The sequence below is a fragment of the Arthrobacter sp. NA-172 genome (assembly GCF_043952055.1).
Classification (GTDB): Bacteria; Actinomycetota; Actinomycetes; order Actinomycetales; family Micrococcaceae; genus Arthrobacter.
Genome location: NZ_JBINOT010000003.1, coordinates 1,320,708 through 1,336,753, shown reverse-complemented (window position 1 = coordinate 1,336,753; position 16,046 = coordinate 1,320,708). Strand labels below are relative to the sequence as shown.

Annotated in this window: 7 protein-coding genes, 2 rRNA genes and 1 pseudogene; 2 read left to right on the top strand and 8 right to left on the bottom strand. The window is 61.8% G+C overall.

Going from position 1 to position 16,046, the window contains the following annotated elements:
- Positions 1–76: 76 nt before the first annotated feature.
- The 4 genes and pseudogenes from ACF0H6_RS20390 to ACF0H6_RS20375 form a co-directional block, all read right to left on the bottom strand.
- A 23S ribosomal RNA gene (locus ACF0H6_RS20390) occupies positions 77–3,225 on the bottom strand.
- Positions 3,226–3,832: 607 nt separating this feature from the next.
- A 16S ribosomal RNA gene (locus ACF0H6_RS20385) occupies positions 3,833–5,358 on the bottom strand.
- The 16S and 23S rRNA genes sit together here, the layout of an rRNA operon.
- A gap of 569 nt (positions 5,359–5,927) precedes the next feature.
- Positions 5,928–7,238, bottom strand: coding sequence for a tyrosine--tRNA ligase (tyrS, locus tag ACF0H6_RS20380; protein ID WP_395251233.1), 1,311 nt, complete (start codon positions 7,236–7,238; stop codon positions 5,928–5,930).
- 34 nt (positions 7,239–7,272) lie between these two features.
- Positions 7,273–9,502, bottom strand: a pseudogene (locus ACF0H6_RS20375) (AAA family ATPase).
- Between the two features lie 158 nt (positions 9,503–9,660).
- On the opposite strand from ACF0H6_RS20375, the gene ACF0H6_RS20370 reads away from it, so the two are divergent.
- Positions 9,661–10,296, top strand: a complete 636-nt coding sequence (locus ACF0H6_RS20370; RefSeq protein WP_395251232.1) for a GNAT family N-acetyltransferase — start codon at positions 9,661–9,663, stop codon at positions 10,294–10,296.
- 24 nt (positions 10,297–10,320) lie between these two features.
- On the opposite strand, the gene ACF0H6_RS20365 is transcribed toward ACF0H6_RS20370, so the two are convergent.
- Positions 10,321–10,962: a DNA-3-methyladenine glycosylase gene (locus ACF0H6_RS20365; RefSeq protein WP_395251231.1), complete on the bottom strand. Its 642-nt coding sequence runs from the start codon at positions 10,960–10,962 to the stop codon at positions 10,321–10,323.
- Positions 10,963–11,054: 92 nt separating this feature from the next.
- Here ACF0H6_RS20365 and ACF0H6_RS20360 point away from each other — a divergent pair, with 92 nt between their 5' ends.
- Positions 11,055–12,662 carry an AlkA N-terminal domain-containing protein gene (locus ACF0H6_RS20360; protein ID WP_395251230.1) on the top strand — a complete coding sequence of 536 codons (1,608 nt, stop codon included), beginning with the start codon at positions 11,055–11,057 and terminating at the stop codon, positions 12,660–12,662.
- Here the strand turns inward: ACF0H6_RS20360 and ACF0H6_RS20355 are convergent.
- The 3 genes from ACF0H6_RS20355 to ACF0H6_RS20345 form a co-directional block, all read right to left on the bottom strand.
- Entirely contained in the window at positions 12,632–13,306 is a 675-nt protein-coding gene (locus ACF0H6_RS20355) for a maleylpyruvate isomerase family mycothiol-dependent enzyme (protein ID WP_395251229.1), read from the bottom strand. The genes ACF0H6_RS20360 and ACF0H6_RS20355 overlap by 31 nt on opposite strands.
- 96 nt (positions 13,307–13,402) lie before the next feature.
- Positions 13,403–14,830, bottom strand: a complete 1,428-nt coding sequence (argH, locus tag ACF0H6_RS20350; RefSeq protein ID WP_395251228.1) for an argininosuccinate lyase — start codon at positions 14,828–14,830, stop codon at positions 13,403–13,405.
- 5 nt (positions 14,831–14,835) lie between these two features.
- A complete protein-coding gene (locus tag ACF0H6_RS20345; protein WP_395251227.1) occupies positions 14,836–16,041 on the bottom strand; it encodes an argininosuccinate synthase in 1,206 nt (401 codons plus the stop codon).
- Positions 16,042–16,046 lie beyond the last annotated feature (5 nt).

The window sequence follows — 16,046 nt, the reverse complement described above, 5'->3', positions numbered from 1 at the left end:
AGTTGTGGTTTTTTGTCCCCGTGCAACAGTGTTGTTGTCTGGGAACCACATAGTGGACGCAAGCAGTTTTGTTTGTGTGATGTAAGTTATCGGCCTATTAGTACCGGTCAGCTTCAACAGTCTTTAGTCCTGTCTTCCACATCCGGCCTATCAACCCAGTGGTCTGGCTGGGGGCCTCTCACACACGAGGTGTTTGGAAATCTCATCTTGAAGCGAGCTTCCCGCTTAGATGCTTTCAGCGGTTATCCCATCCGAACGTAGCTAATCAGCGGTGCACTTGGCAGTACAACTGACACACCAGAGGTTCGTCCGTCCCGGTCCTCTCGTACTAAGGACAGCCCTTCTCAAATTTCCTGCGCGCGCAGCGGATAGGGACCGAACTGTCTCACGACGTTCTAAACCCAGCTCGCGTACCGCTTTAATGGGCGAACAGCCCAACCCTTGGGACCTACTCCAGCCCCAGGATGCGACGAGCCGACATCGAGGTGCCAAACCATGCCGTCGATATGGACTCTTGGGCAAGATCAGCCTGTTATCCCCGAGGTACCTTTTATCCGTTGAGCGACGGCCATTCCACAATGTACCGCCGGATCACTAGTCCCGACTTTCGTCCCTGCTTGAGATGTCTCTCTCACAGTCAAGCTCCCTTGTGCACTTACACTCGACACCTGATTGCCAACCAGGCTGAGGGAACCTTTGGGCGCCTCCGTTACTTTTTAGGAGGCAACCGCCCCAGTTAAACTACCCATCAGGCACTGTCCCTGACCCGGATCACGGGCCGAAGTTAGATGTCCAAAGTGACCAGAGTGGTATTTCAACGATGACTCCACCCGAACTGGCGTCCGGGCTTCAACGTCTCCCACCTATCCTACACAAGCCACTCCGAACACCAATACCAAACTATAGTAAAGGTCTCGGGGTCTTTCCGTCCTGCTGCGCGTAACGAGCATCTTTACTCGTACTGCAATTTCGCCGAGTTTATGGTTGAGACAGCGGGGAAGTCGTTACTCCATTCGTGCAGGTCGGAACTTACCCGACAAGGAATTTCGCTACCTTAGGATGGTTATAGTTACCACCGCCGTTTACTGGGGCTTAAATTCTCAGCTTCGCCTTGCGGCTAACCGGTCCTCTTAACCTTCCAGCACCGGGCAGGAGTCAGTCCGTATACATCGTCTTGCGACTTCGCACGGACCTGTGTTTTTAGTAAACAGTCGCTTCCCCCTGCCTCTGCGGCCCCGATCCCCTCCCGGTCGCTAGTACCGTTCAAGGTTGGGGCCCCCCTTCTCCCGAAGTTACGGGGGCATTTTGCCGAGTTCCTTAACCATAATTCTCTCGATCGCCTTGGTATTCTCTACCTGATCACCTGTGTCGGTTTGGGGTACGGGCAGCTCGAACCTCGCGTCGATGCTTTTCTAGGCAGCATAGGATCACCGGATCCCCCCTTGCGGGAGTCCCGTCAGATCTCAGGCACGTCATCCAAGACACAGCGACGGATTTGCCTATCGCTGACCCTACATCCTTAGACCGGGGCAACCATCGCCCGGCCCGGCTACCTTCCTGCGTCACACCTGTTAATACGCTTACCTCCCGGGATCAGATCCCGCGCTCGGCCAAAACCCGCACACCACAAGGGTGATTGGGCAGGCTCCGGGCGGTTAGTATCCCCCGATCAGCATGGGCGGTCCTTCGCCGGTACGGGAATATCAACCCGTTGTCCATCGACTACGCCTGTCGGCCTCGCCTTAGGTCCCGACTTACCCAGGGCAGATTAGCTTGACCCTGGAACCCTTGATCATTCGGCGGACGGGTTTCTCACCCGTCTTTCGCTACTCATGCCTGCATTCTCACTCGTGTAGGCTCCACCGCTGGTTTCCACCGCGACTTCACCGCCCACACGACGCTCCCCTACCACTCCAGAGGACTGAACCACGAAGGCTTGTCTATACTCTGAAATCCACAACTTCGGCGGTGTACTTGAGCCCCGCTACATTGTCGGCGCGGAATCACTTGACCAGTGAGCTATTACGCACTCTTTCAAGGATGGCTGCTTCTAAGCCAACCTCCTGGTCTGTCTTCGCAACTCCACATCCTTTCCCACTTAGCACACGCTTAGGGGCCTTAGTTGGTGGTCTGGGCTGTTTCCCTCTCGACTATGAAGCTTATCCCCCACAGTCTCACTGCTGCGCTCTCACTTACCGGCATTCGGAGTTTGGCTGACGTCAGTAACCTTGTAGGGCCCATCGGCCATCCAGTAGCTCTACCTCCGGCAAGAAACACGCAACGCTGCACCTAAATGCATTTCGGGGAGAACCAGCTATCACGGAGTTTGATTGGCCTTTCACCCCTACCCACAGCTCATCCCCTCCATTTTCAACTGAAGTGGGTTCGGTCCTCCACGACGTCTTACCGTCGCTTCAACCTGGCCATGGGTAGATCACTCCGCTTCGGGTCTAGATCACGCCACTACACTCGCCCTGTTCAGACTCGCTTTCGCTACGGCTACCCCACACGGGTTAACCTCGCGACGTAACACTAACTCGCAGGCTCATTCTTCAAAAGGCACGCCGTCACACCCATACAGACAAGCTGCAGATGCTCCGACGGATTGTAAGCACACGGTTTCAGGTACTGTTTCACTCCCCTCCCGGGGTACTTTTCACCTTTCCCTCACGGTACTGGTCCGCTATCGGTCATTAGGAAGTATTTAGGCTTATCAGGTGGTCCTGACAGATTCGCACGGGATTTCTCGGGCCCCGTGCTACTTGGGATCCTCTCCAGGCGGTGCACGACATTACGGTTACGGGGCTCACACCCTCTACGGCCGGCCTTTCAAGACCGTTCACCTATGCCCACACTCTCACCCCACCGGTCCGGCAGAACCAGTACGGAAAGTCCCACAACCCCGCCCATGCAACACCCGCCGGCTATCACACATGGAACGGTTTAGCCTCATCCGCGTTCGCTCGCCACTACTAACGGAATCACTCTTGTTTTCTCTTCCTGCGGGTACTGAGATGTTTCACTTCCCCGCGTTCCCCCCACGCACCCTATGTGTTCAGATGCGGGTCACCAGATCACGCAAAACGCGTCTGGCGGGGTTTCCCCATTCGGACATCCTGGGATCACCGTTCGGTTATCAACTCCCCCAGGCTTATCGCAGATTCCTACGTCCTTCTTCGGCTCCTAATGCCAAGGCATCCACCGTGTGCCCTTAAAAACTTGACCACACAAAAACAACACAAATTTCGAGAGAACCACAGACACCGACACACACCCCCGAAGGAGCGCACACCGGCACCAGGTTCATAAAAAGAAATTGCTGTAGACACGGAACAAACCCCAAAAGGCCTGCCCATGTCAGATGCTCGCGTCCACTATGTAGTTCTCAAACAACAACCCCGTACCACACACCCCCCACACCAAACAGCGTGAAAAGCCATGCAGCCAGGAAACCAGAAACACCCAAAACCACCACCAACCCCACCCCAGCACCCCACCCCCAAAAACAGGGAAGGACACACAAAGGTGACACCAGCGACGGGCCTGTTGCCTCAGGACCCAACAGTGCGCCAAACACAACCCCCGCAACCCACACCCCGGCACGTTCCCAACACCCCGCACCCGCACCCCCCAAAAGGGACACAGGACACACAGGACGCCGTACTGGCACCAGGACACAACCACGGAAAAGGCCATGCCAAAAAAATTTGATTCGTTGATATTCCACCCATGAGCACCCACCGCAGAACAGACGCCTGCGCAATGGGCTTTGCTTCCAATACACCCCCCACCCACCATGCGGCAGGAAAAGGGCGATAAAGGCGCTCCTTAGAAAGGAGGTGATCCAGCCGCACCTTCCGGTACGGCTACCTTGTTACGACTTAGTCCCAATCGCCGGTCCCACCTTCGACGGCTCCCCCCACAAGGGTTAGGCCACCGGCTTCGGGTGTTACCAACTTTCGTGACTTGACGGGCGGTGTGTACAAGGCCCGGGAACGTATTCACCGCAGCGTTGCTGATCTGCGATTACTAGCGACTCCGACTTCATGGGGTCGAGTTGCAGACCCCAATCCGAACTGAGACCGGCTTTTTGGGATTAGCTCCACCTCACAGTATCGCAACCCTTTGTACCGGCCATTGTAGCATGCGTGAAGCCCAAGACATAAGGGGCATGATGATTTGACGTCGTCCCCACCTTCCTCCGAGTTGACCCCGGCAGTCTCCTATGAGTCCCCGCCATCACGCGCTGGCAACATAGAACGAGGGTTGCGCTCGTTGCGGGACTTAACCCAACATCTCACGACACGAGCTGACGACAACCATGCACCACCTGTGAACCAGCCTCAAGAGGGGAACGCATCTCTGCGCTTTACTAGTCCATGTCAAGCCTTGGTAAGGTTCTTCGCGTTGCATCGAATTAATCCGCATGCTCCGCCGCTTGTGCGGGCCCCCGTCAATTCCTTTGAGTTTTAGCCTTGCGGCCGTACTCCCCAGGCGGGGCACTTAATGCGTTAGCTACGGCGCGGAAAACGTGGAATGTCCCCCACACCTAGTGCCCAACGTTTACGGCATGGACTACCAGGGTATCTAATCCTGTTCGCTCCCCATGCTTTCGCTCCTCAGCGTCAGTTAATGCCCAGAGACCTGCCTTCGCCATCGGTGTTCCTCCTGATATCTGCGCATTTCACCGCTACACCAGGAATTCCAGTCTCCCCTACATCACTCTAGTCTGCCCGTACCCACTGCAGAACCGGAGTTGAGCCCCGGTCTTTCACAGCAGACGCGACAAACCGCCTACGAGCTCTTTACGCCCAATAATTCCGGATAACGCTTGCGCCCTACGTATTACCGCGGCTGCTGGCACGTAGTTAGCCGGCGCTTCTTCTGCAGGTACCGTCACTTTCGCTTCTTCCCTACTGAAAGAGGTTTACAACCCGAAGGCCGTCATCCCTCACGCGGCGTCGCTGCATCAGGCTTGCGCCCATTGTGCAATATTCCCCACTGCTGCCTCCCGTAGGAGTCTGGGCCGTGTCTCAGTCCCAGTGTGGCCGGTCACCCTCTCAGGCCGGCTACCCGTCATCGCCTTGGTAGGCCATTACCCCACCAACAAGCTGATAGGCCGCGAGTCCATCCAAAACCACAAAAGCTTTCCACCAACCTGACCATGCGGTCAGACTAGTCGTATCCGGTATTAGACCCAGTTTCCCAGGCTTATCCCAGAGTCAAGGGCAGGTTACTCACGTGTTACTCACCCGTTCGCCACTAATCCACCCAGCAAGCTGGGCATCATCGTTCGACTTGCATGTGTTAAGCACGCCGCCAGCGTTCATCCTGAGCCAGGATCAAACTCTCCGTTGAAGTAAAACAAAAACAGACACAACCACAACCACCGGAAATAACGGCAGAAACAGCTGCACAAAATTTGAAACCAGCCAAAAAACCAGACCACCACACACGGGGGTGCGGGCAGCCCGGCAAATCAACCAATTCATATAAAATAAACCGGTATCAACAAACTTGGCACACTATTGAGTTCTCAAACAACAGACACAATCCGAAATACTCACGAAACAAATTCAATTGAATTTCATGTTTCGCTTTTCTTCGCTGCGATGTTCTTACTGTATTTCATTCATTTTCACTTTGCAAATCCGGAATTTTTCCCGAAATTCACCCAAGTGAATCGAATATTCCCACAGAGTCGATAAATTTTCCGATTTCCGACTTTCGTCTGAACCGGATTATTCACATTCAATGGGATTTTGTCGCAATTTGTCCGCAACAGCGGCGGCGACTCAGAAAACGATACACGCTCCCCCAGAGCCGCGCAAGTCGGCTCCGGAGGAGCGTGCAATAGTCAGTCTCAGGGCGCCCGCAGAGTGGATCGGAGCGGAGCGGACCTTCCCCGCGAAGGGATCGAGGAACCGTCAGATGGTCACTTCGACAGTGGCCAGGTTCTTCTTCCCGCGGCGCAGCAGAAGGTACCTGCCATGAAGCAATTCCGCCTTATCGATCACAGCATCCGGATCAGTCACCTTGCTGTTGTTCACGTAGGCGCCACCCTCACCAACGGTGCGTCGAGCAGCGGACTTGCTCTCGGAGAGCCCGGTCGCCACCAGAAGGTCGACGATGCCAAGGCCATCCGCGCTGATCGAGGCAGACGGCAGCTCGGCGGTTGCAGACGCCAAAGTCATTTCGTCCAGAACCGAGAGATCACCGTTGCCAAACAGCGCAGCCGAGGCTGCGATGACCTTCTCGGTCGCGTCCACCCCGTGTACCAGCGAAGTCACTTCGTAGGCAAGCCTGCGCTGGCCCTCGCGTGCGAACGGGCGCTCGGCAACAGCGGCTCCAAGTTCCTCAATCTCGGTGCGGCTAAGGAAAGTGAAGATCTTGAGGCGATCAACGACGTCGGCGTCTGCAGTGTTGAGCCAGAACTGGTAGAACGCGTAAGGGCTGCACATGTGGGCGTCGAGCCAAATGGCATTGCCTTCGCTCTTGCCGAACTTGGTGCCGTCCGAATTTGTGATGAGCGGCGTGCCCAAAGCGTGGACGCTCTTCCCGTCGACTTTGCGGATCAGCTCCGTGCCGCTGGTCAGGTTGCCCCACTGGTCCGAGCCGCCGGTCTGCAGCACGCAGCCGTAATCGCGGCTGAGCTGTAGGTAGTCCATGCCCTGCAGGATCTGGTAGCTGAACTCGGTGTAGCTGATGCCTTCATCTGAGTTGAGGCGCGAGGCAACCGCATCTTTACGAAGCATGGTGCCCACGCGGAAATGCTTGCCGATTTCGCGCAGGAAATCGATGGCGCTCAGCGGCGCGGTCCAGTCGAGGTTGTTCACCATGCGTGCGGCGTTGTCGCCCTCGAAGCTGAGGAAGCGGCGGACTTGCGCCTGAAGGTAGCCGACCCACTCCGAAACGGTGTCCTTGGTGTTCAAGGTGCGTTCCGCCGTCGGACGCGGGTCACCGATCAGGCCGGTAGAGCCGCCTACCAGGCCGAGCGGCTTGTGGCCCGCAAGCTGGAGGCGACGCATAAGCAAGAGCTGGACCAGGTTACCCAAGTGCAATGACGGCGCCGTGGGGTCGAAGCCACAGTAATACGTGATCGGATCCCCCGCGAGCAGCTTTTCCAATTCCGTTTCGTCAGTGGAAACGTGGATCAGGCCGCGCCATGTGAGCTCTTGCCAGATATTGGCAAAGCCCGGGTCGTTGTGCTGGGACTCGAGGTTGTTTACGTGTGACACGAGTTCTAAGTTAGCAGGATTCCGGCGTGCTTCCTCAGCGCTCGATCCCCGCCGGCAGCGGCGCGGCGGCGATGAGCCGCAAGCGCTGCGTCGGACGGGTCATGGCAACGTAGAGATCGCCCACCTTGCCGTGCTCGTGGTTGAGCATGGCAGCAGGCTCCAGCACCACGACGCCGTCGAACTCGAGGCCCTTCGCTTCCTTGGGGCTGATGACCACGATGTCCTGCGAGTAACTGCCCGCTCCGGTGCCCACGCGGTGCCCGTACACCCCGCGGAGGGCGGCGGCGGCCCGCGGCAGGAGCTCGCCGTCGGCAATGACTGCGAGTAGGCCGCCGTCGATCGCTTCCAGTTCCTCTGGAAGGATTTCCACCAGTCGGTCCATCATTTCCGCTTCGTCAACACGATCCACGATGGGCGACCATTTGCCTTCGCGGACGGCCTTGGGAGCCGAAACAACCAGCCCGGCGCGGTTCGCCATGCGGACCGCCGCTTCGGCGATCTGCGACGGGGTCCGGTAGTTGACGGTCAGTTCTTCGAGCTGCCAGCGGTCCCCGAACGACGGCGCGAGGGCACTTTGCCACGAATTCGCGCCGGCCGAAGAACTCGTCTGGGCGATGTCGCCGACGATTGTGAAGGACTTCAGCGGGCAACGGCGGACCAGCAGCCGCCACTGCATGGGCGAAAGTTCCTGGGCCTCGTCCACGACGATGTGCCCGAAAGCCCACGAACGATCGCTCGTGGCACGTTCCGCAGCCGTCAACCGGGTCTCGCGCTTCCTGGTTCTGATCGGCCAGTTCCTCGGCCGTCATCATCACGTCAACGCCCATGGCCTCCATGTTGACCAGGGTCTGCTTGGCGTTGGCGATATCGCGGGCGCGGTCGTGTTCCTGCTGCGCCAGTCCCCTGCCGGCGGCTGGATCCAGCTCGCCCAAGAGCTCCGCGGCTTCGTCGAGCAACGGAACATCGGCCTCGGTCCACGGAGCGTCCGCAGGCCGCAGCAGCAGAGCACGCTGAGCCAGCGTGAGGTGCGGCGTGCAAGCCTCGAGGATGGCGGGCTTGCTGAAGAGCTCGGACACGAGTTTCTCGGGTGTCACGGGCATCCAGCACAGGTTCAGGGCGATCCTGACGTCTCTTGCCGAGCGGACGTCTTCGGCGAGGTAGGAGCGGTCGGCATTGTTGCCGATGTTCGACTCCTCGACGATCTCCGTCAGCTGCTCCGTGAGCTCGCGCAGCAGGATCTTCACGAACGTCACGCGGGCCTCATTGTGCGGCTTCCCTGTGGCGCGAGCCCTGTCCCGGGCGCGGCGCACCTGACGAACCGTGAGTGTCAGCTTGCGGGAATCGACTTCCAGGATCCGGTCTTGAGCTGGCGTGCGCTGGCGATTGGCTACAGCGTTTGCGACCACCTCTGCCATGTCCAGCTTGCCTTTGAGCGCGGCAATATCGGGATCTTGTTCAGGCACGGCGTGTATGCCGGGCATGAGCCGCCCGAGGCTGGCCATGACCACACCGGTCTCACCGAGGGAAGGCAGGACCCGCTCGATGTAGTGCATGAACGACGACGACGGGCCAACCAACAGCACGCCCGCGGACTTCAGGCGGTCGCGGTGGGTGTACAGCAAATAGGCAGCGCGGTGGAGCGCGACGGCGGTCTTGCCGGTACCGGGACCGCCTTGGACAACCAGGGCGCCCGAGATGGATGAACGGATGATGCGGTCCTGCTCAGACTGAATGGTGCCCACGATGTCCGACATGCGGCCTGTGCGCTTGGAATTCAGTGCCGCAAGGAGCGCACCCTCGCCCTGGAGGGAAGCATTGTCCGCGAGCATGCTGGCGTCCAGGACATCGTCTTCGATTGCCTTGACCTCGCGGCCTTGCAGGATCAGGTGACGACGACGGCGGACGCCTTGCCGGTCGAAAGCTGTCGCTTGGTAGAAGTGGCCGGCTTCCGGGGCTCGCCAGTCGACCATAAGCCGTTGGAGATCGGCCGTGGACAGACCGATACGGCCGATGTACTGCGCCTCACCGGAGTCCAAGTCGAGGCGCCCGAACACCAGGCGATCGTCGACGGCGTCGAGCTGGGCGAGCCGGTCCTCGTACAGTGCCGCGAAGGCGTCTCTTTCCGAAACGTTTTGCATGGTGCCCACCGCCCCGGCGCGCCGGACCTGGGCGAGCTGTTGGCGCTTTTCTTCCCGCAGCTCATCCAGACGCGTGTAGAGACCGGCCACGTACTCCCGCTCGTGGAGCAAATCAGCGTCGTGCATCGGAACGTTCCCCTATCGAAAAAGACGGACCGTCCATTCTACAGCGGTTTTGCTGGACGCGCGTGAAACTGCCCGCACCCCGGTGCGTCACACAATGTTCACCCGGCGCTAACCTGCTGAGCTTTTCCGTCCCTACCCGGTGGTGCTTCAATGCTGCAATGCAGCACGACGTTGCCCTTACCAGACACGGCATCAGCCTGGTCCCGCTGTCCCCCGCACATGCTGGGCCGCTCTTCGATTTTGTGGACTCCGGCATGTGGTCCGGCATGGCTGCCGCGCAGCCCTTGACCGCCGCCGAACTGGCCGAACTCTTCGCTGCGCGCCTCGAAGATCCGGCAACCATACCGTTCGCCGTCGTCGAGCAACGGACGGGGGCGCTCCTCGGTACCACGTCCCTGAGCGAGTACATCCCCCGCCAGCAGCGCCTGGAAATCGGCGGGACGTTCTACGGGCGCCCGTTCTGGGGAAGCCACGTCAACCGTGCCGCGAAACAGTTGCTGTTGGCCTACTCCTTCGACGTGCTGAGAGTCCATCGGGTGGGCTTCCGCTGCGACGCCCGCAACACGCGCAGCGCCTCAGCCATCCAGCGGCTCGGCGCCAGCTACGAGGGGACGTTGCGCGGGCACCGCTTCGCCCCCGACGGCGGCCGCTGCGATACGGCCGTTTTCTCGATCCTGATCGAGGAATGGCCCCATGTCCGCGAATCGTTGCTTGACCGCTTGGCGCCATTCGAACTGGCTGACAACCACTGCGTGTATGTTGCCGAGCCGACCCGGAGCGAACACGTGGCCTAGGGTGCCCCGAGCTGGTCGGGTGGGTTAGACCGCTCGGCTACGGCCCGGCTTGTAGCGGGAGACAGTCGGATCCCCCGCGAGCCAGAACCGCCAAGGATAGTCGGCCGAACCGCCGTCGCCGGATACGCCCACGCGGGGGCCGCTTGCCACCGCCGACGGCACCACCGGCGTGTGCGGAAGTTCCAGCCCAAAAGGCTCGGCCAGTGCATCCCGGCCACTGTCCGCCGTCGTCAGCCCCAAAGCGGAGGCTAGCCGGGCCGGCCCGCTGGCGAGGTCCGCCAGCGATCTCGACGCCGGACGGCGGGACCGCGCCAGATCATGCCCGGCCACCACCTCACCCGCCCGCAACAGCAGCGCGGACGCTACGCCGTCGGGACCGCAGACGATGTTGGCGCAATAGTGCATGCCATATGTGAAGTACACGTAAAGGTGGCCGGCCGGACCGAACATGGGGGCGTTCCGCGCGGTCGGGCCGCCGAAGGTGTGCGATCCAGGATCCGGCTGGGCGGAGTTCCTCGGGCCGAGGTACGCTTCCACTTCGCTCAACCGCACGGACACCGTGCCTTCCGGTGAGTGATGGCTCAGCACAGCGCCAAGGAAGAAGGGCGCTACGTCCCGCGCGTCTCCGGAGAGGAAGTCACGGACGGCGGCATCCTGCGTTGTCATGCCCAGACCCTAGCAAATCCGCCCGCCACATCAACCGCACCCGTGTCCGATTCCCGCTAGGAACAGTCTCCCGAGGCTGCGAGGATGAAGGCATGGACTTTTGGCAACGCTACCGTGCCATCGATGCGCGGGATCCCCGTTTCGACGGTCAATTCTTCACCGCCGTCCGCTCGACGGGCATCTACTGCCGGCCGTCGTGCCCGGCGCGGACCCCCAAGGCCGAGAACGTGACGTTCTATGAAACCTCGGCCGCGGCGCATGAGGCCGGGTACCGCGCGTGCAAACGCTGCCTCCCTGAAGCCGTTCCGGGCACGCCCGCATGGAACCTGCGATCGGACGTCGCCGGCCGGGCGATGCGGCTGATCAACGACGGCGCAATCTCGCGCATCGGTGTCGAAGGACTCGCCCACAGGCTGGGCTATTCGTCGCGCCAGTTGAACAGAATCCTCAGCCATGAACTCGGCGCCGGCCCCTTGTCCTTGGCGCGCGCAAGCCGCGCCCAGACGGCCCGCACGCTCCTGGTCTCCACCCCGATGAAGCTCGCGGACGTGGCATTTGCCGCCGGATTCAACAGCGTCCGCCAGTTCAACGACACCATCAACGAAGTCTTCGCATTGACCCCGACAGCCCTTCGCGCCACAGCGGCGAGGCATCCCGGCCATCACGCCAAGCAGGCCGGGGCGACCTCCCTGAGCCTCAGCCTCCCCTTCCGGGAGCCCTTTGACACCGGCATCTTCGATTTCCTCGCCGCCCGCGCGGTTCCCGGAATCGAGCTGGCGGGCGTGGATGGGGACGTATCCAGCTATTCCCGGACACTCCGTCTGCCCCGCGGCAATGCCGCGTTCACGGTGGAGTACGACGCCGGGGCGCGCGGCGGGGCGCTGCGCCTTGCAGTCAGCGCCCTGGATCTGCACGATCTTCCGGTCCTCCTGAGCCGGGTCAGGCGACTCTTCGACCTCGACGCCGATCCCGTGGCCGTCGACGAAGCGTTGGCCTCCGATGCCCGGATCGCCGGCTCCGTACGTGATATCCCCGGGATCAGGGTCCCCGGGGCGGTGGACCCCCAGGAGCTGCTCATCCGGGCGATGATCGGCCAGCAGATCACCGTGGCGGCCGCCCGGACAGCGCTGACCCAGTTGTCCGACGCCGGAACCCAGCTGCCGGAGGGGCACGCGGGACACGCACAGGGCCTGGTCCGCCTGTTTCCGACGCCCGAAGAAATTGCGCGCTCCGGCGCGGAGCTGTTGCGTGGTCCGAAGCGCCGCATAGATTCCGTGCTGGCCGCGGCCACCGCCATGGCCAGCGGGGAACTGGACCTCGACTACGGCGACGACCCCCAAACGCTGGCGGACAAGCTGCTGCCGCTGGCCGGCGTCGGGCCCTGGACAGTGGGCTACGTGGCCATGAGGGTCATCGGCGACCCTGACGTATTCCTGGCCAACGATGCAGCCGTCCGCAACGGGCTCAAGCTTCTCGAGACTGCAGAGGACCTGGCCGCCGACTTCCGCAACGTGAGCCCGTGGCGCTCTTACGCCACCATGCACCTTTGGCGGGCGGCGGCAAGCAAACGCAGGACCGTTAGTGCGCCCAGTGCGCCCAGTGCGCCTAGTGCGCCGCCGGAACGCTCGACGGCCAAGGCAGCAGCTCCGGCAGGTCAACACCGTCCGCGTCAGCAGAAGCCCGCAAGCTCCCCAGGGTAGGCGTCCGGCCGGCGAGCCATGCGGCGATGTCCGTGATCATGCCGTTGATGGCGACCGATTGCCGCCCCGAGCCGATGACAATCTGGGGCAGGGCCAGTGGTTGCAGAACGAACTTCTGATCTGCCGGGACTCTGGCCGAGAGGAAGTCGAAAAGATGCTCGCAGAACGGCCGGCTCCAGGGTTTCCGGGCCGCGGCCCGTTCCCAGGTCCGTGGCGTGGATGACCAGTTCGCGCCAGAGCGCCAGACCGCCGTCGAGCACTGTTCCATTACGGAAGCTGATCCGCGTGTTCCAGCCCGACTCCACGAGGCCATCGAAGGCCCTCAGGGCACGGCCAAGGGCGGCTTCCGTGGCGTCGCGATGTTCAGCGATTCCGCGGCCGGCAGCCAGCTCAATCGCCTTCGTGCGGCCCTCGTAGCCCCCGTCGTAGATATCGACGGTCTCGCCACGGGCGGCGTATTCCAGTTGGCGGGCCATGGCGTTCGCGATGCCCGCGATGTGTGCAAGCACGTGGCCGCGGGACCACCCGGGCAGCTCGGAAGGAGCTTTTACAGCGGCGTCGTCGAGTTTGGCGACGACTTCGGTGACAATGCCGGCTGATTTGTGGAGCTCGGCAAGAAGCGCTGAGGTAGTGATCTCGGTCATAGCGCCATGATATCCGACAGAGTTAATGAATCTTAACGGACAACGCTCGCTCAACTATGGCTGGAAAACGGGCCAAAGGTGAGCGAGCGTTGGTGTCTAGCCTGTGTACGCCCGGACTGCCGCGAGTTCCGCTTCGAGTGCCGTCAACTGGCGTTCGACGGCGGCCGGTGCAGTACCGCCCTGCGAGTTGCGGCTGTTGAGCGACCCCTCGGTGCTGAGCACGGTGCGGACCTCGGGAGTCAGGTGCTCCGAGATGGCGGCGTACTCCTCGTCCGTCAGGTCCCACAGCTCGACGCTGCGGCCTTCAGCCAGCTTCACGGCTGCGCCGGAGAGCTCGTGGGCCTCCCGGAAAGGCACGCCTTGGCGGACGAGCCACTCGGCGATGTCCGTGGCCAACGCGAAGCCCTGCGGCGCCAGGGATGCCATGCGCTCGGTGTTGAAAGTGAGCGTGGTGATCATGCCCGAGACGGCCGGGAGGAGTACTTCCAGGGTGTCCGCGGCGTCGAAGACCGGTTCCTTGTCCTCCTGCAGATCGCGGTTGTACGCGAGCGGCAGCCCCTTCAGCGTGGCCAGCAGCCCGGCGAGGTTGCCAATGAGGCGTCCTGCCTTGCCGCGGGCGAGCTCGGCGACATCCGGGTTCTTCTTCTGCGGCATGATCGAAGACCCCGTGGAGTACGAATCATGCAGCGTGACGAAGGAGAATTCCTTGGTGGCCCAGAGGATGATCTCCTCGGAGACCCGGGAAAGGTCCACGCCGATCATCGAGCAGATCCACGCGAACTCAGCGAAAACATCGCGCGAGGCGGTGCCGTCGATGGAGTTGTGAACCGCCGAGAAGAAGCCGAGGTCCGCGGCAACAGCCTCAGGATCAAGGCCGAGCGAGGAACCCGCCAAGGCACCGGAGCCGTATGGCGAGATGCCGGCGCGCTTGTCCCAGTCTTGGAATCGCTGCACATCGCGCAGCAGGGCCCAGGCGTGCGCCAGCAAGTGGTGGCTCAGCAGGACCGGCTGGGCATGCTGCAGGTGGGTCCTGCCGGGCATAGCGACGCCTCGGTGGGCCTTCGCCTGCTCGACGAGGGCGTCGATCGTAGCGAGCACACCGCGGGCGATAATGCGGGCGTGGTCGCGCAGGAACATGCGGCCCAACGTGGCCACCTGGTCATTGCGCGAACGGCCCGCCCGGAGCTTGCCACCCAAGTGAGTTCCAGCGCGCTCAATGAGCCCGCGCTCCAAGGAACCGTGCACATCCTCGTCGGATTCAGCGGGCTGGTAGGCACCGCTCGCGACGTCGTCATCCAACAGGGTGAGCGCTGCCAGCATGCCTTCGAGTTCGCCGTCGTCCAGCAGCCCGGCCTTGTGCAGCACGCGGGCGTGCGCCTTGGAGCCGGCGATGTCGTAGCGGGCCAGCCGCCAGTCGAAGTGCGTGGACTTGCTCAGTGCGGCAAGGGCGTCTGCCGGGCCGCCGGCGAACCGGCCGCCCCACAGCGCACCGGTGTTGGTCGCTTCCGATTTTTGCTCAGCCACAGGGGCTACTTTCCTGCAACCCGCAGGTCGCGGCCTGCGGCAACCTTGGAGGACATGCCCCACAGCTCGATGAAGCCTTTGGCCTGCGACTGGTCGAAGGTGTCGCCGGTGTCGTAGGTGGCGAGGTCGAAGTCGTAGAGCGAGGTGTCCGAGCGGCGGCCGTTGACGATGGCCTGGCCACCGTGGAGGACCATGCGGATGTCGCCGGAGACGTAGCGCTGGGTGTCCTCGATGAACGCGTCCAGGGAGCGCTTGAGCGGGGAGAACCACTGGCCGTCGTAAACCAATTCGGACCAGCGCTGGCTGACCGTGGCCTTGAAGCGGGCCTGCTCGCGTTCGATGGTGACGTCTTCGAGGTGCTTGTGCGCCGTGATGAGCGCCATGGCACCGGGGGCCTCGTAGATTTCGCGGGACTTGATGCCCACCAGGCGGTCCTCGACGACGTCGATGCGCCCGACGCCCTGCGCACCGGCACGGCGGTTCAGTTCCTGGATGACCTGCAGCGGGGTGCGCTTGACGCCGTCGATCGCTACGGGCACGCCGGCTTCGAAGGTGATGGTGACTTCATCCGGTGCCGGCGGGAATTCCGGGGTGGCGGTGTAGTCGTAGATGTCCTTGGTGGGAGCGTTCCAGATGTCCTCGAGGTAACCGGTCTCGACGGCGCGTCCCCACACATTCTGGTCGATCGAGTACGGGTTCTTCTTGGTGGTCTCGATCGGCAGTCCCTTTTCCTCGGCGAAGGCAATGGCCTTGTCGCGGGTCAGGGCAAGATCGCGGACGGGTGCGATGCACTTCAGGTCCGGGCCCAGGGTCTGAATGCCGACTTCGAAGCGGACCTGGTCGTTGCCCTTGCCCGTGCAACCGTGGGCAACGGTGGTGGCGCCGAACTCGCGGGCAGCCTTGACGAGGTGCTTGACGATCACGGGGCGTGAGATCGCCGAAACCAGCGGGTAGTGGCCCTGGTAGAGGGCGTTGGCCTTCAGCGTAGGCATGGCGTATTCGTTCGCGAACTCGTCGCGGGCATCGGCCACGTAGGCCTCGACTGCGCCGCAGCCGAGGGCGCGCTGGCGGATGGTCTCCAACGATTCGCCGCCCTGTCCGACGTCGACAGCTACGGCGATGACCTCGGCACCGGTGGCTTCACCGATCCAGCCGATGGCTACGGAAGTATCAAGGCCACCGGAGTAGGCCAGAACAATGCGCTCAGTCACGAGAG

Bases quoted from the DNA above. Each gene is read 5' to 3' on its own strand.
- ACF0H6_RS20370 (WP_395251232.1), top strand. From the start codon at position 9,661: ATGCAGCACGACGTTGCCCTTACCAGACACGGCATCAGCCTGGTCCCG.
- ACF0H6_RS20365 (WP_395251231.1), bottom strand. From the start codon at position 10,962: ATGACAACGCAGGATGCCGCCGTCCGTGACTTCCTCTCCGGAGACGCG.
- ACF0H6_RS20360 (WP_395251230.1), top strand. From the start codon at position 11,055: ATGGACTTTTGGCAACGCTACCGTGCCATCGATGCGCGGGATCCCCGT.
- ACF0H6_RS20355 (WP_395251229.1), bottom strand. From the start codon at position 13,306: ATGACCGAGATCACTACCTCAGCGCTTCTTGCCGAGCTCCACAAATCA.